Genomic DNA, 16183 nt, shown 5'->3' with positions numbered 1-16183 from the left:
CCTTTTTGCTTAAACTTTGTTCTCCATGCGATAGACATATGCTAAAATTTCTGCTACCGCTTGATAAAATTCTTCTGGAATAACGTCACCTATTTCAATGGCGTCATACAACGCTCGTGCTAATGGTCGGTTTTCTACTGTGATTACGTCATTTGCTTTAGCAATTTCCTTGATGCGAAATGCCGTATGGTCGACCCCTTTCGCAACGACGTACGGCGCACTGGCTGTTTCTTCATCATATTTAATCGCGATGGCGAAGTGGGTTGGGTTCGTAATGACTACATCGGCAGTCGGAACTTCACTCATCATCCTTCGGGTTGCCATTTGCCGCTGTTTCTCTTTTATTTTTGATTTAATTAATGGATCGCCTTCCATGTTTTTATGCTCATCCTTAATATCCTGTTTTGACATTTTAATGTTCTTTTCAAAATCATACCGTTGATAGGTATAGTCAAATACGGCTAAAAATAGTAGCGCAATGGCGGCTACGATTCCCATAATAATCGTAACTTTACCAAAAAATGCTAATGCACTATCAATGTTTTTAAATGATAGCATCATCATTTCATCTTTATAAATCCATATAATTGAAAATGTAATAACTCCAATAAAGGTAATTTTTAATAGCGATTTAACAAGTTCTACCAAGGCTCTAGCAGAAAAAACTTTTTTTGCACCTTTAATGGGGTCAATTTTCTTTAAATCAAACTTTAATGGTTCTGTTGTAAATAAAAAGCCTATTTGCGTAAAATTAGCAGCCAAACCAGCTATAATAGCAATTAACATAATTGGTGCCAACATTTTTGCTACTTCTATTGTCGATTCTGTAAAAACTTGATGTACCGTATTTTCGGTAACATCCCATTGAATATATTCGGTAAAAGCATGCTGGTAAAGTGATACAAGACTATCTTTCATAAAGCTACCAAAAACAAATAAAATTAAAAAACAAAACAATAATAGAAATGCCGTGTTAATATCTTGACTTTTGGCAACTTGTCCCTTTTTCCGTGAATCCTCTCGTTTTTTAGGGGTTGCTTTCTCGGTCTTTTCACCTGCAAAGAATTGTAAATCTAATTTTAATTGCAAGTTACACACCTCCGAATAATTGCATTAAACCCCTCATCGTATCAAACATGGTAGCAAACAAACTTTTCACCAACATGATATATAAACTTAAAAAGAGCAAAATAACGACAAAACTGACAACGATTTTCAATGGCAATCCTACGACAAAAACGTTCAACTGTGGTACTGTTCGAGCGATAATTCCTAAAGCAACATCGACTAAAAACAAACAGCCAACGATTGGGATGGACATTTGAAATGCAATCAGAAACATTTGATTAAACGCATTAATCACATAATCGATAATTGATTCATTTTGAAATGGTACAAACGCATCAATTGGGATTAAATCATAACTATAATAAATTCCGTCTATTAACAAATAGTGTCCATTGACCGATAATAGAAATAGAAGTGCAATTATATAAAAATACTGTCCTGTTAACGGACTTTGCGCACCTGTTTGGGGGTCTATCACATTTGCAATCGCAAATCCCATTTGAAAATCAATAAACCCACCAGCAATTTGGATTGCAGCCAAAATAATATAAGCGATTAAACCAATCAAAAGGCCAACAATTACTTCTTTAATAAGTAATAAGAAATAAGTTTCGTTAAGCGCCACTCCTGTTGCATCAACTGTATAAAACATGGTTAAAGCAAGAAAAAAACTAAATCCTATTTTAAACTGCATCGGAATGGTGCGATAGGAAAACAATGGTAATGTTACAAAAAAGGCAGCAACACGTACAAATATAAGCAAAAAAACCGGTACACTAGCTAAATTAATGATATCTAACATGTTTTACCCTACAAACTGATTTAAATTTTGATATAAATCGACAGTGAATTCGATCATTCTTGTTAACATCCATGGTCCGAAAAACACCAATCCAACTAATACCGCAACTATTTTTGGAATAAAGGCAAGCGTTTGTTCTTGAATTTGTGTTGTTGCCTGAAATATACTAACAAGCAGCCCAACAGCAAGCGCCAAAATAAGTAATGGACCTGTAATTAGTAAAATCGTATAAATTCCTTTTTCTGCTAATTCTAAAACAAATTCACTGTTCAAACAAACACACCCCTTTCTACTGGAAGCCTTCTAATAAAGAATGGGTAATTAAATACCAGCCATCTACCAATACAAATAGTAAAATTTTAAATGGCAGGGATATCATAACTGGTGGTAACATCATCATCCCCATCGACATCAGAACACTTGCTACAGCCATATCAATAATTAGGAACGGTACAAATATCATGAACCCCATTTGGAAAGCAGTTTTTAATTCACTGATTGCGAAAGCAGGTACTAAAGTAGTGATTGGGATATCCTGTACTGTCTCTGGTTTTTCTATTTCTGCATAGTTCATAAATAATGCCAAATCTTTTTGCCTTGTATGTTTTGCCATAAAATCTTTCATTGGTTCACTAGCACGATCATATGCCTCATCGAGCGTAATCTCTTCATCAAAGAGCGGCTGTAATGCATCATCATAAACCTGGTTAAATGTCGGTGCCATAATAAAAAATGTTAAAAACAAGGCAATCCCGATTAGAACCTGGTTAGGTGGCATCTGCTGTGTTGCAAGCGATGTCCTGACAAACGACAGCACGATGATAATTCTTGTAAAGCTGGTCATTAGAATAAGGATACTCGGAGCCAGTGATAAAACGGTCATTAATAATAAAAGTTTTACAGATGTTGCGACAGATGAAGGATCTGAACTAGAAAACATATCAACAAATTCATTCATGTTTATCTTCCTTCTGTTCATATTGATTGATCATTTTCTTTCTGCCCTGTTTCAATCTTTCCAGTTCAGTAGAAAATAGTTTCTTGAATTCGTTTTTCTTTTGCTTAGCAGAAGTTTGATCTTCATCTGATTTAGCTTGAAAAAGTGATGTTACGAGATTACCTGCTTGAAAGTCTTTCGTATCATTACTTTTTAATAAATCATTTTTCACTTCTTCATCAGTTATCTCCTGAAGCATCTCGACATTATCACCAACACCGATTATATATACTTTCGTCCCGATGCGAACGACTTGAATCGATTTATTGGGACCAACCGAGATACCTCCAATATTTTCTAAAGCCTTTACTTGCGAAAAGAGTTTGTTACGTTTGTTCAAAAACTTTAGTAGTACGTAAATGAGTGCGATTACCAAAAGTAATGCAAACACCATTTTAATTAATTCAAATATTAACGATCCATTATCATTTTTGATGCTGGAAGGGTCAGATGAAGTGCCATCCGGATCCTCCGTCTTCTTAGGTGTCGACCCTTCTTCGTTTGAGCAGTCTGCCTTATCCTCCATACAGTCCTTAACGTTTGGTGATGCAGCATAGGCATGCTGATTAAATGTTGTAAACATTACTAGAACGAGTCCGATCGTTATCCAAATCTTTTTATTCACCATACTCACTCGTTTCTTAATTTAAGGCCTTCTGAATAGCTTCAATTACCCTGTCTGCTTGAAATGGCTTCACAATGAAATCCTTCGCGCCAGCTTGTATGGCATCAATTACCATTGCCTGTTGCCCCATCGCTGAACACATGATTATTTTTGCACTAGGATTTTCCTTTTGAATTTCCTTTAAGGCTGTGATGCCATCCATTTCCGGCATTGTAATATCCATTGTCACTAAATCTGGCATTAATTCCTTATATTTCTCTACTGCTTGTGCTCCGTCCTGTGCTTCACCAACAACATTAAAACCATTTTTCGTTAAAATATCTTTTATCATCATTCGCATAAATGCTGCATCATCAACAATTAAAATACTCTGTGCCATATCTAATACGCCCCCTATTTAAGTTTCATTAATCTAGCAGATTGACTAATAATATCGGTAACTCTCACACCAAAGTTTTCATCAATAACAACAACTTCACCTGTAGCAATTAATTTCTCATTTACAAAAATATCGACTGGTTCACCTGCTAGTTTATCCAGTTCAATGATAGATCCAGATGATAAATCCAGTATGTCTTTAATTGTCCGTTTAGTACGTCCGAGTTCAACGGTAACCTTTAACGGAATATCTAACAACATATCCAGATTACGTTGTTCATTTTTATTCAGCTCGACAGGCTCAAAGTTAGAAAAGTTAGCTTGTTGAACCGTTGAACTTTTTTGATCAACACGATCCCCTAGATATTGTGGGGAATGATTTTGAGGCTCTATTTGAGACTCATTGGTTTGTATAGTTGATACAGGTGCTTCTTCCTTAGGTTTGTCCAATTGGTCAACAGTAACAGCAACTTCTTCCTGTGCTTCCTCTTCTGGTCCATTTAACAATTGATCAACTAACTGTTTAGCAAATGGAACCGGAATTAATTGCATGATATTCGAATCAATTAAATTCCCTACCTTTAATTGGAAAGAAACTTTTACAAAAACTTCTGTATCCTGTATTGTTTCGGTATTTTCGTCACTTCCCGAGTTAATCAGTTTAATTGATGGCGGTGAAATATCAATTCGTTTAGAAAAAATAGTGGACATACTTGTTGCTGCGGCACCCATCATTTGGTTCATCACTTCTTGTACTGCACTTAGGTGGATCTCATTTAATTCTTCAGCAGGGGTTTCACCTGTACCACCAAGCATAATATCTGAGATCACAGCGGCATCTTCAGATTTAATGACAAAAACATTTTGCCCACTAAAACCTTCCACATAGTTTACTTGGATACTGACATGCTCAAAGGTAAATTCATCAGATATATCCGCTTTTTTAATTACGGAAACGGTTGGTGTAGTAATATCTACTTTTTGATTCAATAACGTTGATAATGTTGTAGCAGAACTACCAAACGAAATATTACCTATCTCGCCTAACGTGTCGATTTCTAGTGAGGATAAATAATCATTTACATCTGTTTGTTCTGTTTGCTCGCTTTGTTGACTATCTTGCCCTTCCTCTTCGTCTACTCCAACATTTAATAGTGCATCAATTTCTTCTTGGGAAAGCATTCCATCATTCATCGTCATCGTCCCCCCTTATAATTTCCTCTAATACTTGTACAGACATGCGATTTTTAAATTTACCCGGCTGTACGTAAAATTTCGGTTCGTTATTTATTTTCAGCGTCAACGGTTGATCGATTGATTGATTCAGACCAATGACATCACTTTTATTTAGCTGCAGGAATTCTTGGATTGAAATACTAGTTTCTCCTAACAATGTCTTGGCCTCAACTTTAGCTTGCTGAATATTTTTAGTTAACTTCTCATATGAATCCGGATCACGCTTTTTCGTAGTTGTCTGCATCCAATAATGGACAGAGAGATTTGGGATGATCGGTTCTAATACAATGTGCGGAATACAAATATTAATCATTCCACTTGCTTCCCCAATTGTCGTATTCAACGAGACAACAATAACGGTCTCATTCGGTGCGACCATTTGCAAGAACTGCGGATTCACCTCAAAGTCTTCTAAAATCGGGTCAATTTCCACGATAGATGACCAAGCTTCTTGAAGATTAACAATGGCCTTCTCAAACAACTGCGACATCAGCATTGTTTCAATTTCTGTTAAATTATCAACCTTATTAACGCTAGTCCCTTTACCGCCAAGAACACGGTCAAGCATTCCATATGCAATATTCGGGTTAACCTCCATCAAAATTCTGCCTTCCAGAGGGGCGACACTATAAATATTTAATACGGTCATTTTCGGAACAGATCGTATGAACTCTTCATAAGGAATTTGGTCAACCGACGCAACCGATATATTGACATATGTTCGTAGTTGTGCGGAGAAAAAAGTTGTTAATAACCGTGCGTAATTTTCATGAATTCGAGCTAAACTACGAATTTGATCTTTCGAAAATCGAAGGGCACGTTTAAAATCATAGACCCGAACTTTCTTTTCCTTTTCTTCTTTTTTCAATTCATCCGCATTCATCTCACCTGATGATATAGCAGATAACAGAGCGTCGATCTCATTTTGTGAAAGTACTTCTTCTACCAAAAATCCTCACCTCCATTGTGGAGTAATTAAAACTATTGTAAAATTTTACTGATAGTGTAAACATCGGTGATTTTACCTTCTGACATCTTTTTATTTAACTTTAACTTGATGACATCTTCTAAAGAACCAAGCCCACTTTTAAAGTCCTCTTCTTCCATTTTTGCTAATTCCTTTATTAGAATATTTTTCAACTGAAATTCCCGTTTTCCTACTTCCTCTTTTGCGTCCTTGCTATCGGTAATAATTTGGAATTGGATGCGGACAAAACTACCATCTTCTAAATCAGTGGTAATTTCCGATGTTTGATAGGAATATTCAACCATATCATCTAAAGTTTGCGCACTGCTATTGTTTTTGTCATCTTTAACATTTAAAACAACGATTAATGCTGCGACACCTGCAATTAACAAGATACTCAAAGTTGCAATCATCGTTTTAGCCAACTTATTCATCAGCTTCACCTGCCTCTTTTAACACGCGTTGAACTCCGATTTCCCGGTAATAATATGTAACTAAATCCACTACCTTTGCCTCTGATTCCTTCACAACTAATTTTTTGCCATTTAATAATGTGATCGTTGTATCCGGGTGAGATTGGATTTGTTCAATCATGCATGCATTCAACGTAAATGTTTCATCGTTTAATCGTGTCAGTTGAATCATGTTATGGTGGGGGCTAACTTCTTAAGCCGCACCCCCTACCCCCTTATTTATCGTTTTAAGTTTACTAACTCTTGTAAAATTTCATCTGATGTTGTAATAATTCGCGTATTTGCCTGGAACCCACGTTGAGCTGTGATCATCTCCGTAAATTCTTCTGATAGGTCAACGTTGGACATTTCAAGTGCGCCGCTGACGATGGAAGCGACTCCGTCTGTTTCAGGTACGGATAAGCCAGTGTATCCAGCGTTTTCACTGTTCAAAAATAAGTTACTTCCTGCTTTTTGAAGTCCAGCCGGGTTAGAGAAATTGGCTAAAGCAATTTGACCAGCTACTCTTGTATTTCCATTTGCATCAATATAGTTCACTGTTCCATTTGTTTGAATACTGAAGCTTTGGGCATTTTCAGGGATATTTATTGGGCTGGTGGTTCCTTCAACAATATTAACTTCTATTTCGGAAGTTGTATCAACGGATTTTTCATCACCATCGTCACTATAAGTGATTTCAACTGTGCCATTTGAATTATCAATCTGGAATCCTTTACCTTCAGCATCATCAAAAGATCCAACTTTATTACTTATTTCTATGGCCTGCTGATCGCCATTCTCATCTATATAAGTTCCCTCCATATCACCACTGGCATTGATTGTAACAGTTATAGGATTACCTGCAGTATCTTCTGCGGTATAAATTGTATCTCCAGTTTCAACTGCTGAAAAACCCATTAAGTATAACCCTTGAGGATTCACAATGTTTCCTTCTTCATCTAAATAAAAGTTCCCAGCTCTTGTATACGATACATTAGAATTCTGAAGATCGCCTGGTACAAGGTCACTCGCAACAACAAACATCCCATCACCTTCTAATGCGAAGTCTAGCGGATTATTCGTAGACTGACGAAACCCCTGTGTATGAATATTATCAATTGTTCCCAGTTGCGATCCTAGTCCAACCTGTTTCGCGTTCACACCACCACGTGTATCTGTTGCACCTTGTGCACCTGATGTCATCTGACTCATCATATCTTGAAATGTCACACGGCCTTTCTTAAAGCCTGACGTATTTACATTGGCAATATTATTACCGATAACATCTAATTTTGTTTGAAAACCTTTCATTCCTGAAATACCTGCATACATGGAACGTAGCATATGATTTCTCCCCTTTTTTGGTTTTATCATTTTGGCTGCATCGTTCATTCAACAGCCATTTGGCTTCCCATAAGGGTCCAGCCTATTCGTTAATTAAAATCGTACCGTTAATATTTGTAAAAATTTTACTTGTTGCTTCATCCCGATTCATTGCCGTAACAACTGTATTATTTTTCGTACTAACAAGTAGTGCAGCATCTTTTGTTAGAACTAACGAGTCGGTGACACCTTTTTGTTTTGCTTCAGCCATTTTATTTGTGATTTGTTGCCATTCGTTTTCATGAATGGTTATATTACGTTCGTTCAGACGTTCTTTTGCATGCTTGCTTACTTTTACCTGAACATCTGACAATATATCTTTAAAGTTTGCTGAAGAACTTTGCTTTGTTACTGGCCTGTTTACTGTCGGAAATAAAGGCTTATTTACTTGAGTTTGATGGATACGGTGATCCATGTTATTCACTTCCTTCAGATGGTTCAGGTCCAACTACTTTTTCTTCTGTATTGTCCGTATCAACCTCTGCTTCTGGATCGCCCACTTGTATGATAGAATCTGCGTATATTTTCTCACCATTTTCTAGCTCCAGAATGGCCCATCCGTCTTGTTGACTGACTGCAGCTACTTTACTTGTTTCTACGTCAAGCTTTTCGCCGGTTTCTTCATCATAAGCTTGATACGAAACCTCTTTCCCGATCATATGACTATATTTAACTACTGGCGATTCCATTTGATTTTGCACAAGCTTATCAATGGAATTCGTCATGTTCATCATTTGCTCTAGCGATGAAAAAGTAGCCATTTGCGAGATAAATTCACGATCATCCATTGGGTTCGTTGGATCTTGATTTTGTAATTGCGTCATTAAAATTTTCATGAATTCGTCTTTTCCTAGATCTGGACTTGGTGTTCTAGCATCAGGTTGATTGTGTAAATACAACGATGGATCAATTTTCGTCACATTCCTCACCTACACTTTCTCATTCATTAATACTTCTTGGAATTGTGTTTCAAAATCATTCTGCTGTTGCCCGCTTGAATCATCGTCATTTGAATGCTGTGCCTGTCCCTGATCTTGTTCTTGCTCATTCATTGATTGATTCTCTTGTTCACCTTGAAAGTTTTGTGCTTGGTTCGTGTTCAAATCTTGCTTTTCAATTACAACTTGCTGTGGTGAAAACATATGTTTCAGTTGATGCATGTTGGACTCCAGCATATCTTTGGCTGCTTGGGATGTAACCATGATTTTTACAGTCATTTCCCCATTTATTTGCGTTAACTTCACCATCATCTCACCAAGATTATCCGGTTTTAAGGCAATTGATAATTGTGATGTCCCATTATTCATTGAAAGAAATTTACTCGTTTTCATTACTTTTTGAAACTGTTCAATCAACTGTTGATCAACTGTTTGGGAATTTTGATTCTGATTCATATAGATAACATATTGTTCAACTTTTGACATTGGCATAGATGAAGCCGACATATGTTGTGATGGTGCCTTATCAACCTGTGTTTGATCACTTAACACCTTCTGTAATAATTTTGCCACATCATTACTAGTCACTTTTGCATTGGTGTTATACTGCTGATTGGTTACAAACTGATTGCGTTTTTGAAAAAACTGCACCAGTTCACGCCACATTGCTTGTTCTTTTGTTCCACTGGTACCTTTTCCAGATACAAGAGTATCAAGTGCGGCTTTGTTACCCGATAGTTTTTTTGCCAATGAAGTCCATTGTTCCAATAATTTCAAAAGAGCTGATGCATCGGTTTTCGAAATAGTTTCACCGTTTGTTATTTTTCCTAAAACTTCCTTCGCTTGTTTGAAAATGGCTGCTAATTGTTGCTGAATAGTACCATCGTTTTCTGCAACTGCATTCATCTGAATATTCATAAGTTCAGGGTTAATATTCAAATCTTCCGTACGATCTTGTTCGTTTGCAGTTTGACCAAGTATTTTTTCAAACTTATTGATTATTTCTTCTAATGCATCAACACCACTTAAGCCCTGAATGTCCTCTGAGTTCAATATTTTCTCAGTTAACTGCTCGCTAATTCCCGGTAAGTTCTTAAGTAATGCTGCCAAATCTTCTATGTTCAACATACCTTGTTCTTGACTCTCAAACCCTTGCAACTTTGATGATTGATTAAGCAAAGCTAGTAAATCTGCTATGTTTAACTGTTCCTTTTCTTTACCTTCTGAATCTATCATTTTCAATGAGCCATTAAGCAATGTAAGTAAATCCGCGGAGTTAAGCTGACCCTTATCTTTCTGCCTTGATCCTGTCTTTGGTGGCACCGAAGTTTGTTCATCGGTTAAAAAACCTTGAAAAACAGCTGATTTATCAGGCTTCTTTCCCGTATTTTTTTGGGCCATATCCCCTGATTGAGTCACTTGCTGCGAAATCATTCCGATCGTGTTCACAATTCTCACCTCCTTTCAAGTTTCCCTGCCACTAATTGCTATTAACAAACAGTTTTGTTAATTTGGCAGCTAATTTGGGATCCATTTCTGCAAAAATTTCACCGCGAACTTTATTTGGTACTTCTTTTAAGATGGAGATCGCTAAATCATCGTCCATGTTTTGAAAAATCAATGCAGCCTGTTCACTATCCATATCTTTGAATGATGAGGACATTGTTTTGACCGTATCTTGTTCCTTTTCTTTATTTTCACCTTCTGCCGTATTGGCATCATCAGGTGTTGTCCGGTTTTCAAGCTTGGTAATTTCTTGTTCCATTTGATCAATTGTTGCCTCAAGATCATTTACGTTTTGGTTTAATTGTTCAATTTCTTCATTTTTATTTTTAATAGTATTTTTCATTTTTTCTTCCGTTTGTTGAACATTTTTTTCTTCATCGGTCGATATCAATGACGATACCACTGGGATATCATTTCCGGTCTTTTTAACCCAGTCAATGACGTTGACCCCAGCTACGGAAAAAATAATAATTGCTAATGTGATTGCAACAATGATTGGAATAACAATTGCAAAGAAGAACCATAAAATCGGATTTGTTTTCGTCTTATGTTCTGATTGTGCTTTTGATTTTTTTGATTGATTCGCCATATCTGTCACCCATTTTTCCTGCTTAAAAACTGCTGGATAGATATTTGGTCCATTAACTGTTTTTCTTGCTTCTGGATATTTTCCGCTTGTTCCTTTTGTCTTAGCTCAATAATTTTTTCAAACTTTTTTACTTCCACATGTGCACTTGTTAACTTCTCTTGATTCGTTTCCATTTCGTTCCTTGCCTGCTGAACGGAATGTTGTAAGGTAACAATTTGTTTGTTTAATATTTCAATATACCTTACTTGCTCCTTTAATTGATCAATAGGAGTAGTTTGCTGAAGGTAACTTTCATACGATTCTTCAGCCGCTTCTTTTTTGCGCAACAGTGTATATAGTTTCGTGGCAATTTCTTCAAAAAGTTCCATGGAATTACGGTATGCTTTGTGTGCGTCATTTTTTTCCTGCTCTCGAACATGCAGGATTTTAGATAAAGCCATCGTTTCTGCCATCAATCAGCACCTCCATTAAGCAGCTTTTGCATTTGTTTAATCGAATCATCAAGTGTGATATACTCAAAAATCGCCTGCTTCAAAAAGCGTTGTATTTTTGGGTAATAGGCGATAGCTTTATCAATTTCATGGTCTGTTCCCCGCTTATATGCACCGATTTGAATGAGCTCACTATTTTCTTCATACTTCGCCATTAGTGAGCGCAATTCTTGAGCAGCTTCTAAATGTTCTTTGTCTGCTATTTGATTCATTACACGACTAATCGATTTTAACGTATTAATTGCGGGGAACTGACCTTGCTCAGCTAACTTTCGATCTAAGACAAAATGCCCATCCAAAATACCACGAACAGTGTCAGCAATAGGTTCGTTCATGTCATCCCCATCAACTAGCACGGTATAAAAAGCAGTAATTGTTCCTGTACTACTTGTCCCCGTTCGTTCCAATAACTTCGGCAACGTAGCAAATACGGATGGTGTATATCCTTTCGTTGTTGGTGGTTCACCAGTCGCCAAACCCACTTCCCTTTGCGCCATGGCCACCCTTGTCACCGAATCCATCATCAAATTTACTTGAAAACCTAAATCACGAAAATATTCACTGATTGCTGTTGCTGTATATGCACCCTTAATTCGCATTAGAGCTGGTTGGTCAGAAGTTGCAACAACGACAATCGACTTTTTCAATCCTTCGTCACCTAGATCCTTCTCAATAAATTCTCTAACTTCTCGGCCACGTTCACCAATAAGGGCAATCACATTTATATCTGCTCCACTGTTCCTAGCAATCATACCTAGCAATGTACTTTTACCCACACCACTACCAGCAAAAATTCCAATTCGTTGTCCCTTGCCAACTGTTAACAAGGAATCGATCGCCTTCACACCAACCTGAATTGGTTCATCAATTGGTGGTCGGGATAAAGGATTTGGTGGAGATTGCTCGGTTAAATAGTTTGTTAATCCTTTTGGCAATTTTGTATTATCTAAACTTCTACCTAGTGAATCTACTACTTTACCAATCAGACCTCGGCCGACTTTTATTGTTAAAGCACTTCCGGTAGATTCAACCAGACAACCTGGACCGATTTGCGCTACTTCCGCGTATGGCATAAGAATAATCTTTTCATTGCTAAACCCAACGACCTCAGCCATTACCGTACGCTGTTTTGCCGAAGATGCATGGATATAACAAACTTCCCCAATATTTGCATCCGGTCCCTGTGATTCGATCATTAATCCAACCACACGCAGTACTTTTCCATAGCGTTTATATGTATCCGCTTGTTCAATGGCTGTCAAATAATGTCCTAAATTCATTGTTCATTCTCCAGTGTAAGCTCATGCAAAATTTCTCGAAGCTGTTTTAATTGCGTATCAATACTTGCATCAATTTGTCCGAATGGATGCTCAATAATGCAACTGTCCTGATTTAATTCCTCTGATAAATGAACCGTTAGTTTCGTATCTTCAGGCAACAATTGATATAATTCATCTTTTTGCTGGACAATAAACTCATATTTATCTGGGTTTACATTAACAGTAATAACGGATTGATCCCTAATTTCCTTTATGGCTTCTTTTACTATTGATAAAAATGTTTCTGGATTATCTACTAACGTTTGGTTGATAATCTTTTTGGCCGTATGAATTGCCAAATCGATTATTGTTTCTTCGCTTTTTTCAATAGTAGAATGATAGTCCACAGTTGCAGAAGAAATGATTTGGTTAGCTTTGTCTAACAATTGTTGATACTGTGTCAAACTTTCTTGTTTCCCTGCCGCAAAGCCTTCACTATATCCTTCTTCCTGTGCCTGTTTTCTATATGTTTCTTTCGCCTTTTTCCATTCTTCTTTATCCTGTTCAATCGTTTGTTGCGCCTCTTGTAGCAATTGTACTTTCTTTGTTTCAAGCTGTTTCAATTCTGTGCGCATATCATTCAATTTATGTTGTAATGTAATCTGCTCATTTTCTAATGAATTGTTATCGTTCTGTTGAGATGCTGTCTGTCTAATTTGTTCGATCGGTTTAATTTTAATCCTTTTGCTATTTACCGCATTAAAAGAGTTGCTATTAGACAATAATATCATCACCTCCACCACGCGCGATAACAATTTCACCAATTTCTTCTAATCTACGAATAACCGAGACAATTCTCGTTTGCGCTTCCTCGACATCCCTTAATCTAACAGGACCCATATATTCCATTTCTTCTCTAAACGTCTCTGCCATTCGTTGTGACATGTTCTTAAAGACAATATCCTTCACTTCATCACTAGCAACTTTAAGTGCAAGACGTAAATCTTCATTATCCACTTCACGAACAACACGTTGGATGGCACGATTGTCAAGAATAACAATATCTTCAAAGACAAACATCCGTTTTTTAATTTCATCAGCAAGTTCTGGATCTTGAATTTCCAATGCATCTAAAATGGTTCTTTCTGTACTTCGATCAACACCATTCAATACTTCTACAACAGCTGAAATCCCCCCGGTCTGTGTATAATCCTCCGTCAGTGCTGAGGATATGTTGCGCTCTAACACTTGTTCAACCTGGTTAATGATTTCCGGTGATGTCGAATCCATTGTTGCAATCCGTTTTGCTATATCTGCCTGCATTTCCTGTGGTAATTCAGATAAAATTTGACCTGCTTGTTCGGCATCAAGATAACTTAAGACAAGTGCTATCGTTTGCGGATGCTCGTTTTGGATAAAGTTTAATACTTGTTGCGGATCAGCTTTACGAGCAAAATCAAACGGCCTAACTTGTAGTGATGATGTAAGCCGATTAATAATATCGGATGCTTCTTGTGAGCCAAACGCCTTTTCAAGAACTGTCTTCGCGTAGCCGATTCCACCCTGTGCTATATAGTCCTGTGCAAGTGCAAGTTGATGAAATTGGTCTAGTACATCCTCTTTTAAATATGATTCCACTTTTTTAACTGAAGAAATCTCTAAACTTAACTTCTCAATCTCCTCTTCAGATAAATACTTATATACTTGAGCGGATACGTCTGGACCTAAGGAAATTAAGAGAATTGCTGCCTTTTGTTTTCCGGTTAATTCCCCTTTTTGTCTTGCCATAAATAGTCCCTCCTAATCATCCGCAATCCAACTTCTTAAAAGTTTAGCAAAGTCTTCTGGTTTTTCTTTTGCCATTTTCTCCAGTTGCTTCCTACGAGCTACGGATTCTGTATCTGGTTCTCCGCCTATTTCTGGTACTTCTGCGGCTGTTTCTTCTACCGCCACTGTCTCTTCTTCTATTTCTTCTTCGCTATCATCTTTTCGTCTGCGAATTAACAGGATAACGAGAATAATAATGATGACTAATAAAACAGCCCCGGCAATATACATCCACATTGGGATAGCAGACTGCGGTGTTTCTGGAAATGCGGTGTCACCACTAAATTCCTGGAAAACTATCGATACTTTTTCATCTGGTTGTTGTACTTCGCCATATTCTTTATCGATGGATGTTGTAATAATGGAATCTAAAATAGAAGATATCCCATCTTGTACACTATTTTGTTCTTGCTGTGTGAGATATTGAACATCTTTTCCATCTTTTGCTTTCACATTGTCGACTGCAACTTGAATCCCTAAATCACGAATCTTATATGGACTCTCAGCGATTTCTTTATGAATACGATTATACTCATTATTTACTGTTTCTTTTACAAGTTCATACTCGCCGTCTTCATCATTATCCTCTGCTTGATAATTCGTTATGTCCTCTTCACCAGTTCCTGCAACACCACCAGCTGGAGGATTATCTCCTGTATATGTTTCGTGAACCGTTTCGATACTAACTGGTACGCCTTCCATATTTTCAACATCTACTGGATCAACAATTTCTTCAACACGGTTCTCCTTCGTGAAGTCGATGTCTGAAGTGACCGAAACGATAACATTTTCCGGACCAACCATGGCACCAAGCATTTGCTGTACCCTTCTCTGGATATCACGTTCTATATCCTTTTTTATCGATTGTTGTGATGTGTACGCATCTTGGCCACCAGAAATTGTTTGCTTTTCCTGGTCATAGTATTCGAAATACTGATTCATGATAACAATATTTTCAGCAGGTAGGTTTGGTACTGCCTTGGAAACCAAACGATAAAGCGAATCAATCTGGTTGCCTTGAAATTGTTGTCCCGGTTGAGTGTTGATAACAATTGATGCACTCGCATCTTCTGCGTTATCACTAACAAACACCGGATCCTTAGGCATATTAATCATTACTTTTGCATCGTTAATTCCATCAACGCCCTTAATCAAGTTGGCTAGTTCCGTCTGCATTGCATCGAGTTTTATCATACTAAACTCGTTATCGGTTATTCCCCAGGAAGCATTGTCACTAAAAAACGAATAATCAATGTTCCCGCTGTTAGGAATACCCTGACCGGCAAGATCCACCAACAATGAATCTACCTGTTCTTCTGGAACGGTTATGGTCTTCCCTGCATCTTCCAATTCATATGGAACACCTCTTGTATCCAATTCCGTTTTAATTTGACCAACTTCCTGCAATGATAAATTATTATACAACGGGACCATTTTCGTATTAGATGAAAATAAGGCAATACCGATGATCAAGGCAATAACAATAGCGATGGAACCCAAAAGTATTCCTTTTTGGCTTTTCGATCGATTTGTCCAAAAAGATTTTGTTTTATCTTTAAAATGTAATATTTTCTCTTTCATATATTCCCCCGCCAAATTCAAAATCTATTACCTATATTACTAGTTTGTGTTAAGACCCGGTCACAATCTTCTCTAGCGTCAAAT

The 16183-nt window shown here is 37.2% G+C and carries 20 protein-coding genes; all 20 read right to left on the bottom strand.

Annotated features, from left to right (window positions below; genetic code table 11):
* Positions 1 to 9 precede the first annotated feature (9 nt).
* Positions 10 to 1089, bottom strand: coding sequence for a flagellar biosynthesis protein FlhB (flhB, locus tag ACW2QC_RS02120; protein WP_457542338.1), 1080 nt, complete (start codon positions 1087 to 1089; stop codon positions 10 to 12).
* 1 nt (position 1090) lies between these two features.
* Complete coding sequence (gene fliR, locus ACW2QC_RS02115) at positions 1091 to 1870, bottom strand: flagellar biosynthetic protein FliR (RefSeq protein ID WP_457542337.1); 780 nt, start codon at positions 1868 to 1870, stop codon at positions 1091 to 1093.
* Between the two features lie 3 nt (positions 1871 to 1873).
* Positions 1874 to 2143, bottom strand: a complete 270-nt coding sequence (gene fliQ / locus ACW2QC_RS02110) for a flagellar biosynthesis protein FliQ (RefSeq protein ID WP_106497612.1) — start codon at positions 2141 to 2143, stop codon at positions 1874 to 1876.
* A 16-nt stretch (positions 2144 to 2159) separates the two neighbouring features.
* Positions 2160 to 2828, bottom strand: a complete 669-nt coding sequence (gene fliP, locus ACW2QC_RS02105) for a flagellar type III secretion system pore protein FliP (protein ID WP_457542336.1) — start codon at positions 2826 to 2828, stop codon at positions 2160 to 2162.
* Positions 2821 to 3495 (bottom strand): flagellar biosynthetic protein FliO, encoded by a 675-nt coding sequence (locus ACW2QC_RS02100; protein WP_457542335.1) that lies wholly within the window; start codon positions 3493 to 3495, stop codon positions 2821 to 2823. The genes fliP and ACW2QC_RS02100 overlap by 8 nt, the downstream gene beginning before the upstream one ends.
* A 13-nt stretch (positions 3496 to 3508) precedes the next feature.
* Positions 3509 to 3871: a response regulator gene (locus ACW2QC_RS02095; RefSeq protein ID WP_457542334.1), complete on the bottom strand. Its 363-nt coding sequence runs from the start codon at positions 3869 to 3871 to the stop codon at positions 3509 to 3511.
* Positions 3872 to 3885: 14 nt separating this feature from the next.
* Positions 3886 to 5064, bottom strand: a complete 1179-nt coding sequence (fliY, locus tag ACW2QC_RS02090; protein ID WP_457542333.1) for a flagellar motor switch phosphatase FliY — start codon at positions 5062 to 5064, stop codon at positions 3886 to 3888.
* A complete protein-coding gene (gene fliM / locus ACW2QC_RS02085; protein ID WP_457542332.1) occupies positions 5057 to 6055 on the bottom strand; it encodes a flagellar motor switch protein FliM in 999 nt (332 codons plus the stop codon). Before fliM ends, fliY begins: the two co-directional genes overlap by 8 nt.
* Positions 6056 to 6087: 32 nt before the next feature.
* Positions 6088 to 6507 (bottom strand): flagellar basal body-associated protein FliL, encoded by a 420-nt coding sequence (gene fliL, locus ACW2QC_RS02080; protein ID WP_457542331.1) that lies wholly within the window; start codon positions 6505 to 6507, stop codon positions 6088 to 6090.
* The gene (locus tag ACW2QC_RS02075; RefSeq protein WP_457542330.1) at positions 6500 to 6718 is read right to left on the bottom strand and encodes a flagellar FlbD family protein; all 219 of its coding nucleotides are present in this window, start codon (positions 6716 to 6718) and stop codon (positions 6500 to 6502) included. Before ACW2QC_RS02075 ends, fliL begins: the two co-directional genes overlap by 8 nt.
* A gap of 47 nt (positions 6719 to 6765) precedes the next feature.
* Positions 6766 to 7869, bottom strand: a complete 1104-nt coding sequence (locus ACW2QC_RS02070; RefSeq protein WP_457542329.1) for a flagellar hook-basal body complex protein — start codon at positions 7867 to 7869, stop codon at positions 6766 to 6768.
* A gap of 82 nt (positions 7870 to 7951) precedes the next feature.
* Positions 7952 to 8323 carry a TIGR02530 family flagellar biosynthesis protein gene (locus ACW2QC_RS02065; protein WP_457542328.1) on the bottom strand — a complete coding sequence of 124 codons (372 nt, stop codon included), beginning with the start codon at positions 8321 to 8323 and terminating at the stop codon, positions 7952 to 7954.
* Between the two features lies 1 nt (position 8324).
* Positions 8325 to 8828 carry a flagellar hook assembly protein FlgD gene (gene flgD, locus ACW2QC_RS02060; protein ID WP_457542327.1) on the bottom strand — a complete coding sequence of 168 codons (504 nt, stop codon included), beginning with the start codon at positions 8826 to 8828 and terminating at the stop codon, positions 8325 to 8327.
* A 9-nt stretch (positions 8829 to 8837) separates the two neighbouring features.
* Entirely contained in the window at positions 8838 to 10295 is a 1458-nt protein-coding gene (locus ACW2QC_RS02055; protein ID WP_457542326.1) for a flagellar hook-length control protein FliK, read from the bottom strand.
* 31 nt (positions 10296 to 10326) lie between these two features.
* A complete protein-coding gene (locus ACW2QC_RS02050; protein ID WP_457542325.1) occupies positions 10327 to 10941 on the bottom strand; it encodes a MotE family protein in 615 nt (204 codons plus the stop codon).
* A gap of 5 nt (positions 10942 to 10946) precedes the next feature.
* A complete protein-coding gene (gene fliJ, locus ACW2QC_RS02045; RefSeq protein ID WP_457542324.1) occupies positions 10947 to 11393 on the bottom strand; it encodes a flagellar export protein FliJ in 447 nt (148 codons plus the stop codon).
* On the bottom strand, positions 11393 to 12712 hold the full coding sequence (gene fliI, locus ACW2QC_RS02040; protein WP_457542323.1) for a flagellar protein export ATPase FliI: 1320 nt from the start codon (positions 12710 to 12712) through the stop codon (positions 11393 to 11395). Before fliI ends, fliJ begins: the two co-directional genes overlap by 1 nt.
* Positions 12709 to 13473, bottom strand: coding sequence for a flagellar assembly protein FliH (fliH, locus tag ACW2QC_RS02035; RefSeq protein WP_457542322.1), 765 nt, complete (start codon positions 13471 to 13473; stop codon positions 12709 to 12711). The genes fliI and fliH overlap by 4 nt, the downstream gene beginning before the upstream one ends.
* A complete protein-coding gene (gene fliG, locus ACW2QC_RS02030; protein ID WP_457542321.1) occupies positions 13466 to 14479 on the bottom strand; it encodes a flagellar motor switch protein FliG in 1014 nt (337 codons plus the stop codon). The genes fliH and fliG overlap by 8 nt, the downstream gene beginning before the upstream one ends.
* Before the next feature lie 12 nt (positions 14480 to 14491).
* The gene (fliF, locus tag ACW2QC_RS02025) at positions 14492 to 16099 is read right to left on the bottom strand and encodes a flagellar basal-body MS-ring/collar protein FliF (RefSeq protein WP_457542320.1); all 1608 of its coding nucleotides are present in this window, start codon (positions 16097 to 16099) and stop codon (positions 14492 to 14494) included.
* Between the last annotated feature and the right edge of the window lie 84 nt (positions 16100 to 16183).

This window comes from Virgibacillus sp. FSP13 (genome assembly GCF_054048505.1).
The sequence above is the reverse complement of the archived record's forward strand: the minus strand, read 5'-3'. Positions and strand labels throughout refer to the sequence as shown.

Coding starts and splice junctions, on each gene's coding strand:
- fliR (WP_457542337.1), bottom strand. CDS start 1,870: ATGTTAGATATCATTAATTTAGCTAGTGTACCGGTTTTTTTGCTTATA.
- ACW2QC_RS02100 (WP_457542335.1), bottom strand. CDS start 3,495: ATGGTGAATAAAAAGATTTGGATAACGATCGGACTCGTTCTAGTAATG.
- ACW2QC_RS02070 (WP_457542329.1), bottom strand. CDS start 7,869: ATGCTACGTTCCATGTATGCAGGTATTTCAGGAATGAAAGGTTTTCAA.
- ACW2QC_RS02050 (WP_457542325.1), bottom strand. CDS start 10,941: ATGGCGAATCAATCAAAAAAATCAAAAGCACAATCAGAACATAAGACG.
- fliG (WP_457542321.1), bottom strand. CDS start 14,479: ATGGCAAGACAAAAAGGGGAATTAACCGGAAAACAAAAGGCAGCAATT.
- fliL (WP_457542331.1), bottom strand. CDS start 6,507: ATGAATAAGTTGGCTAAAACGATGATTGCAACTTTGAGTATCTTGTTA.
- fliF (WP_457542320.1), bottom strand. CDS start 16,099: ATGAAAGAGAAAATATTACATTTTAAAGATAAAACAAAATCTTTTTGG.
- ACW2QC_RS02065 (WP_457542328.1), bottom strand. CDS start 8,323: ATGGATCACCGTATCCATCAAACTCAAGTAAATAAGCCTTTATTTCCG.
- fliJ (WP_457542324.1), bottom strand. CDS start 11,393: ATGGCAGAAACGATGGCTTTATCTAAAATCCTGCATGTTCGAGAGCAG.
- fliY (WP_457542333.1), bottom strand. CDS start 5,064: ATGAATGATGGAATGCTTTCCCAAGAAGAAATTGATGCACTATTAAAT.
- fliI (WP_457542323.1), bottom strand. CDS start 12,712: ATGAATTTAGGACATTATTTGACAGCCATTGAACAAGCGGATACATAT.
- ACW2QC_RS02075 (WP_457542330.1), bottom strand. CDS start 6,718: ATGATTCAACTGACACGATTAAACGATGAAACATTTACGTTGAATGCA.
- fliP (WP_457542336.1), bottom strand. CDS start 2,828: ATGAATGAATTTGTTGATATGTTTTCTAGTTCAGATCCTTCATCTGTC.
- ACW2QC_RS02095 (WP_457542334.1), bottom strand. CDS start 3,871: ATGGCACAGAGTATTTTAATTGTTGATGATGCAGCATTTATGCGAATG.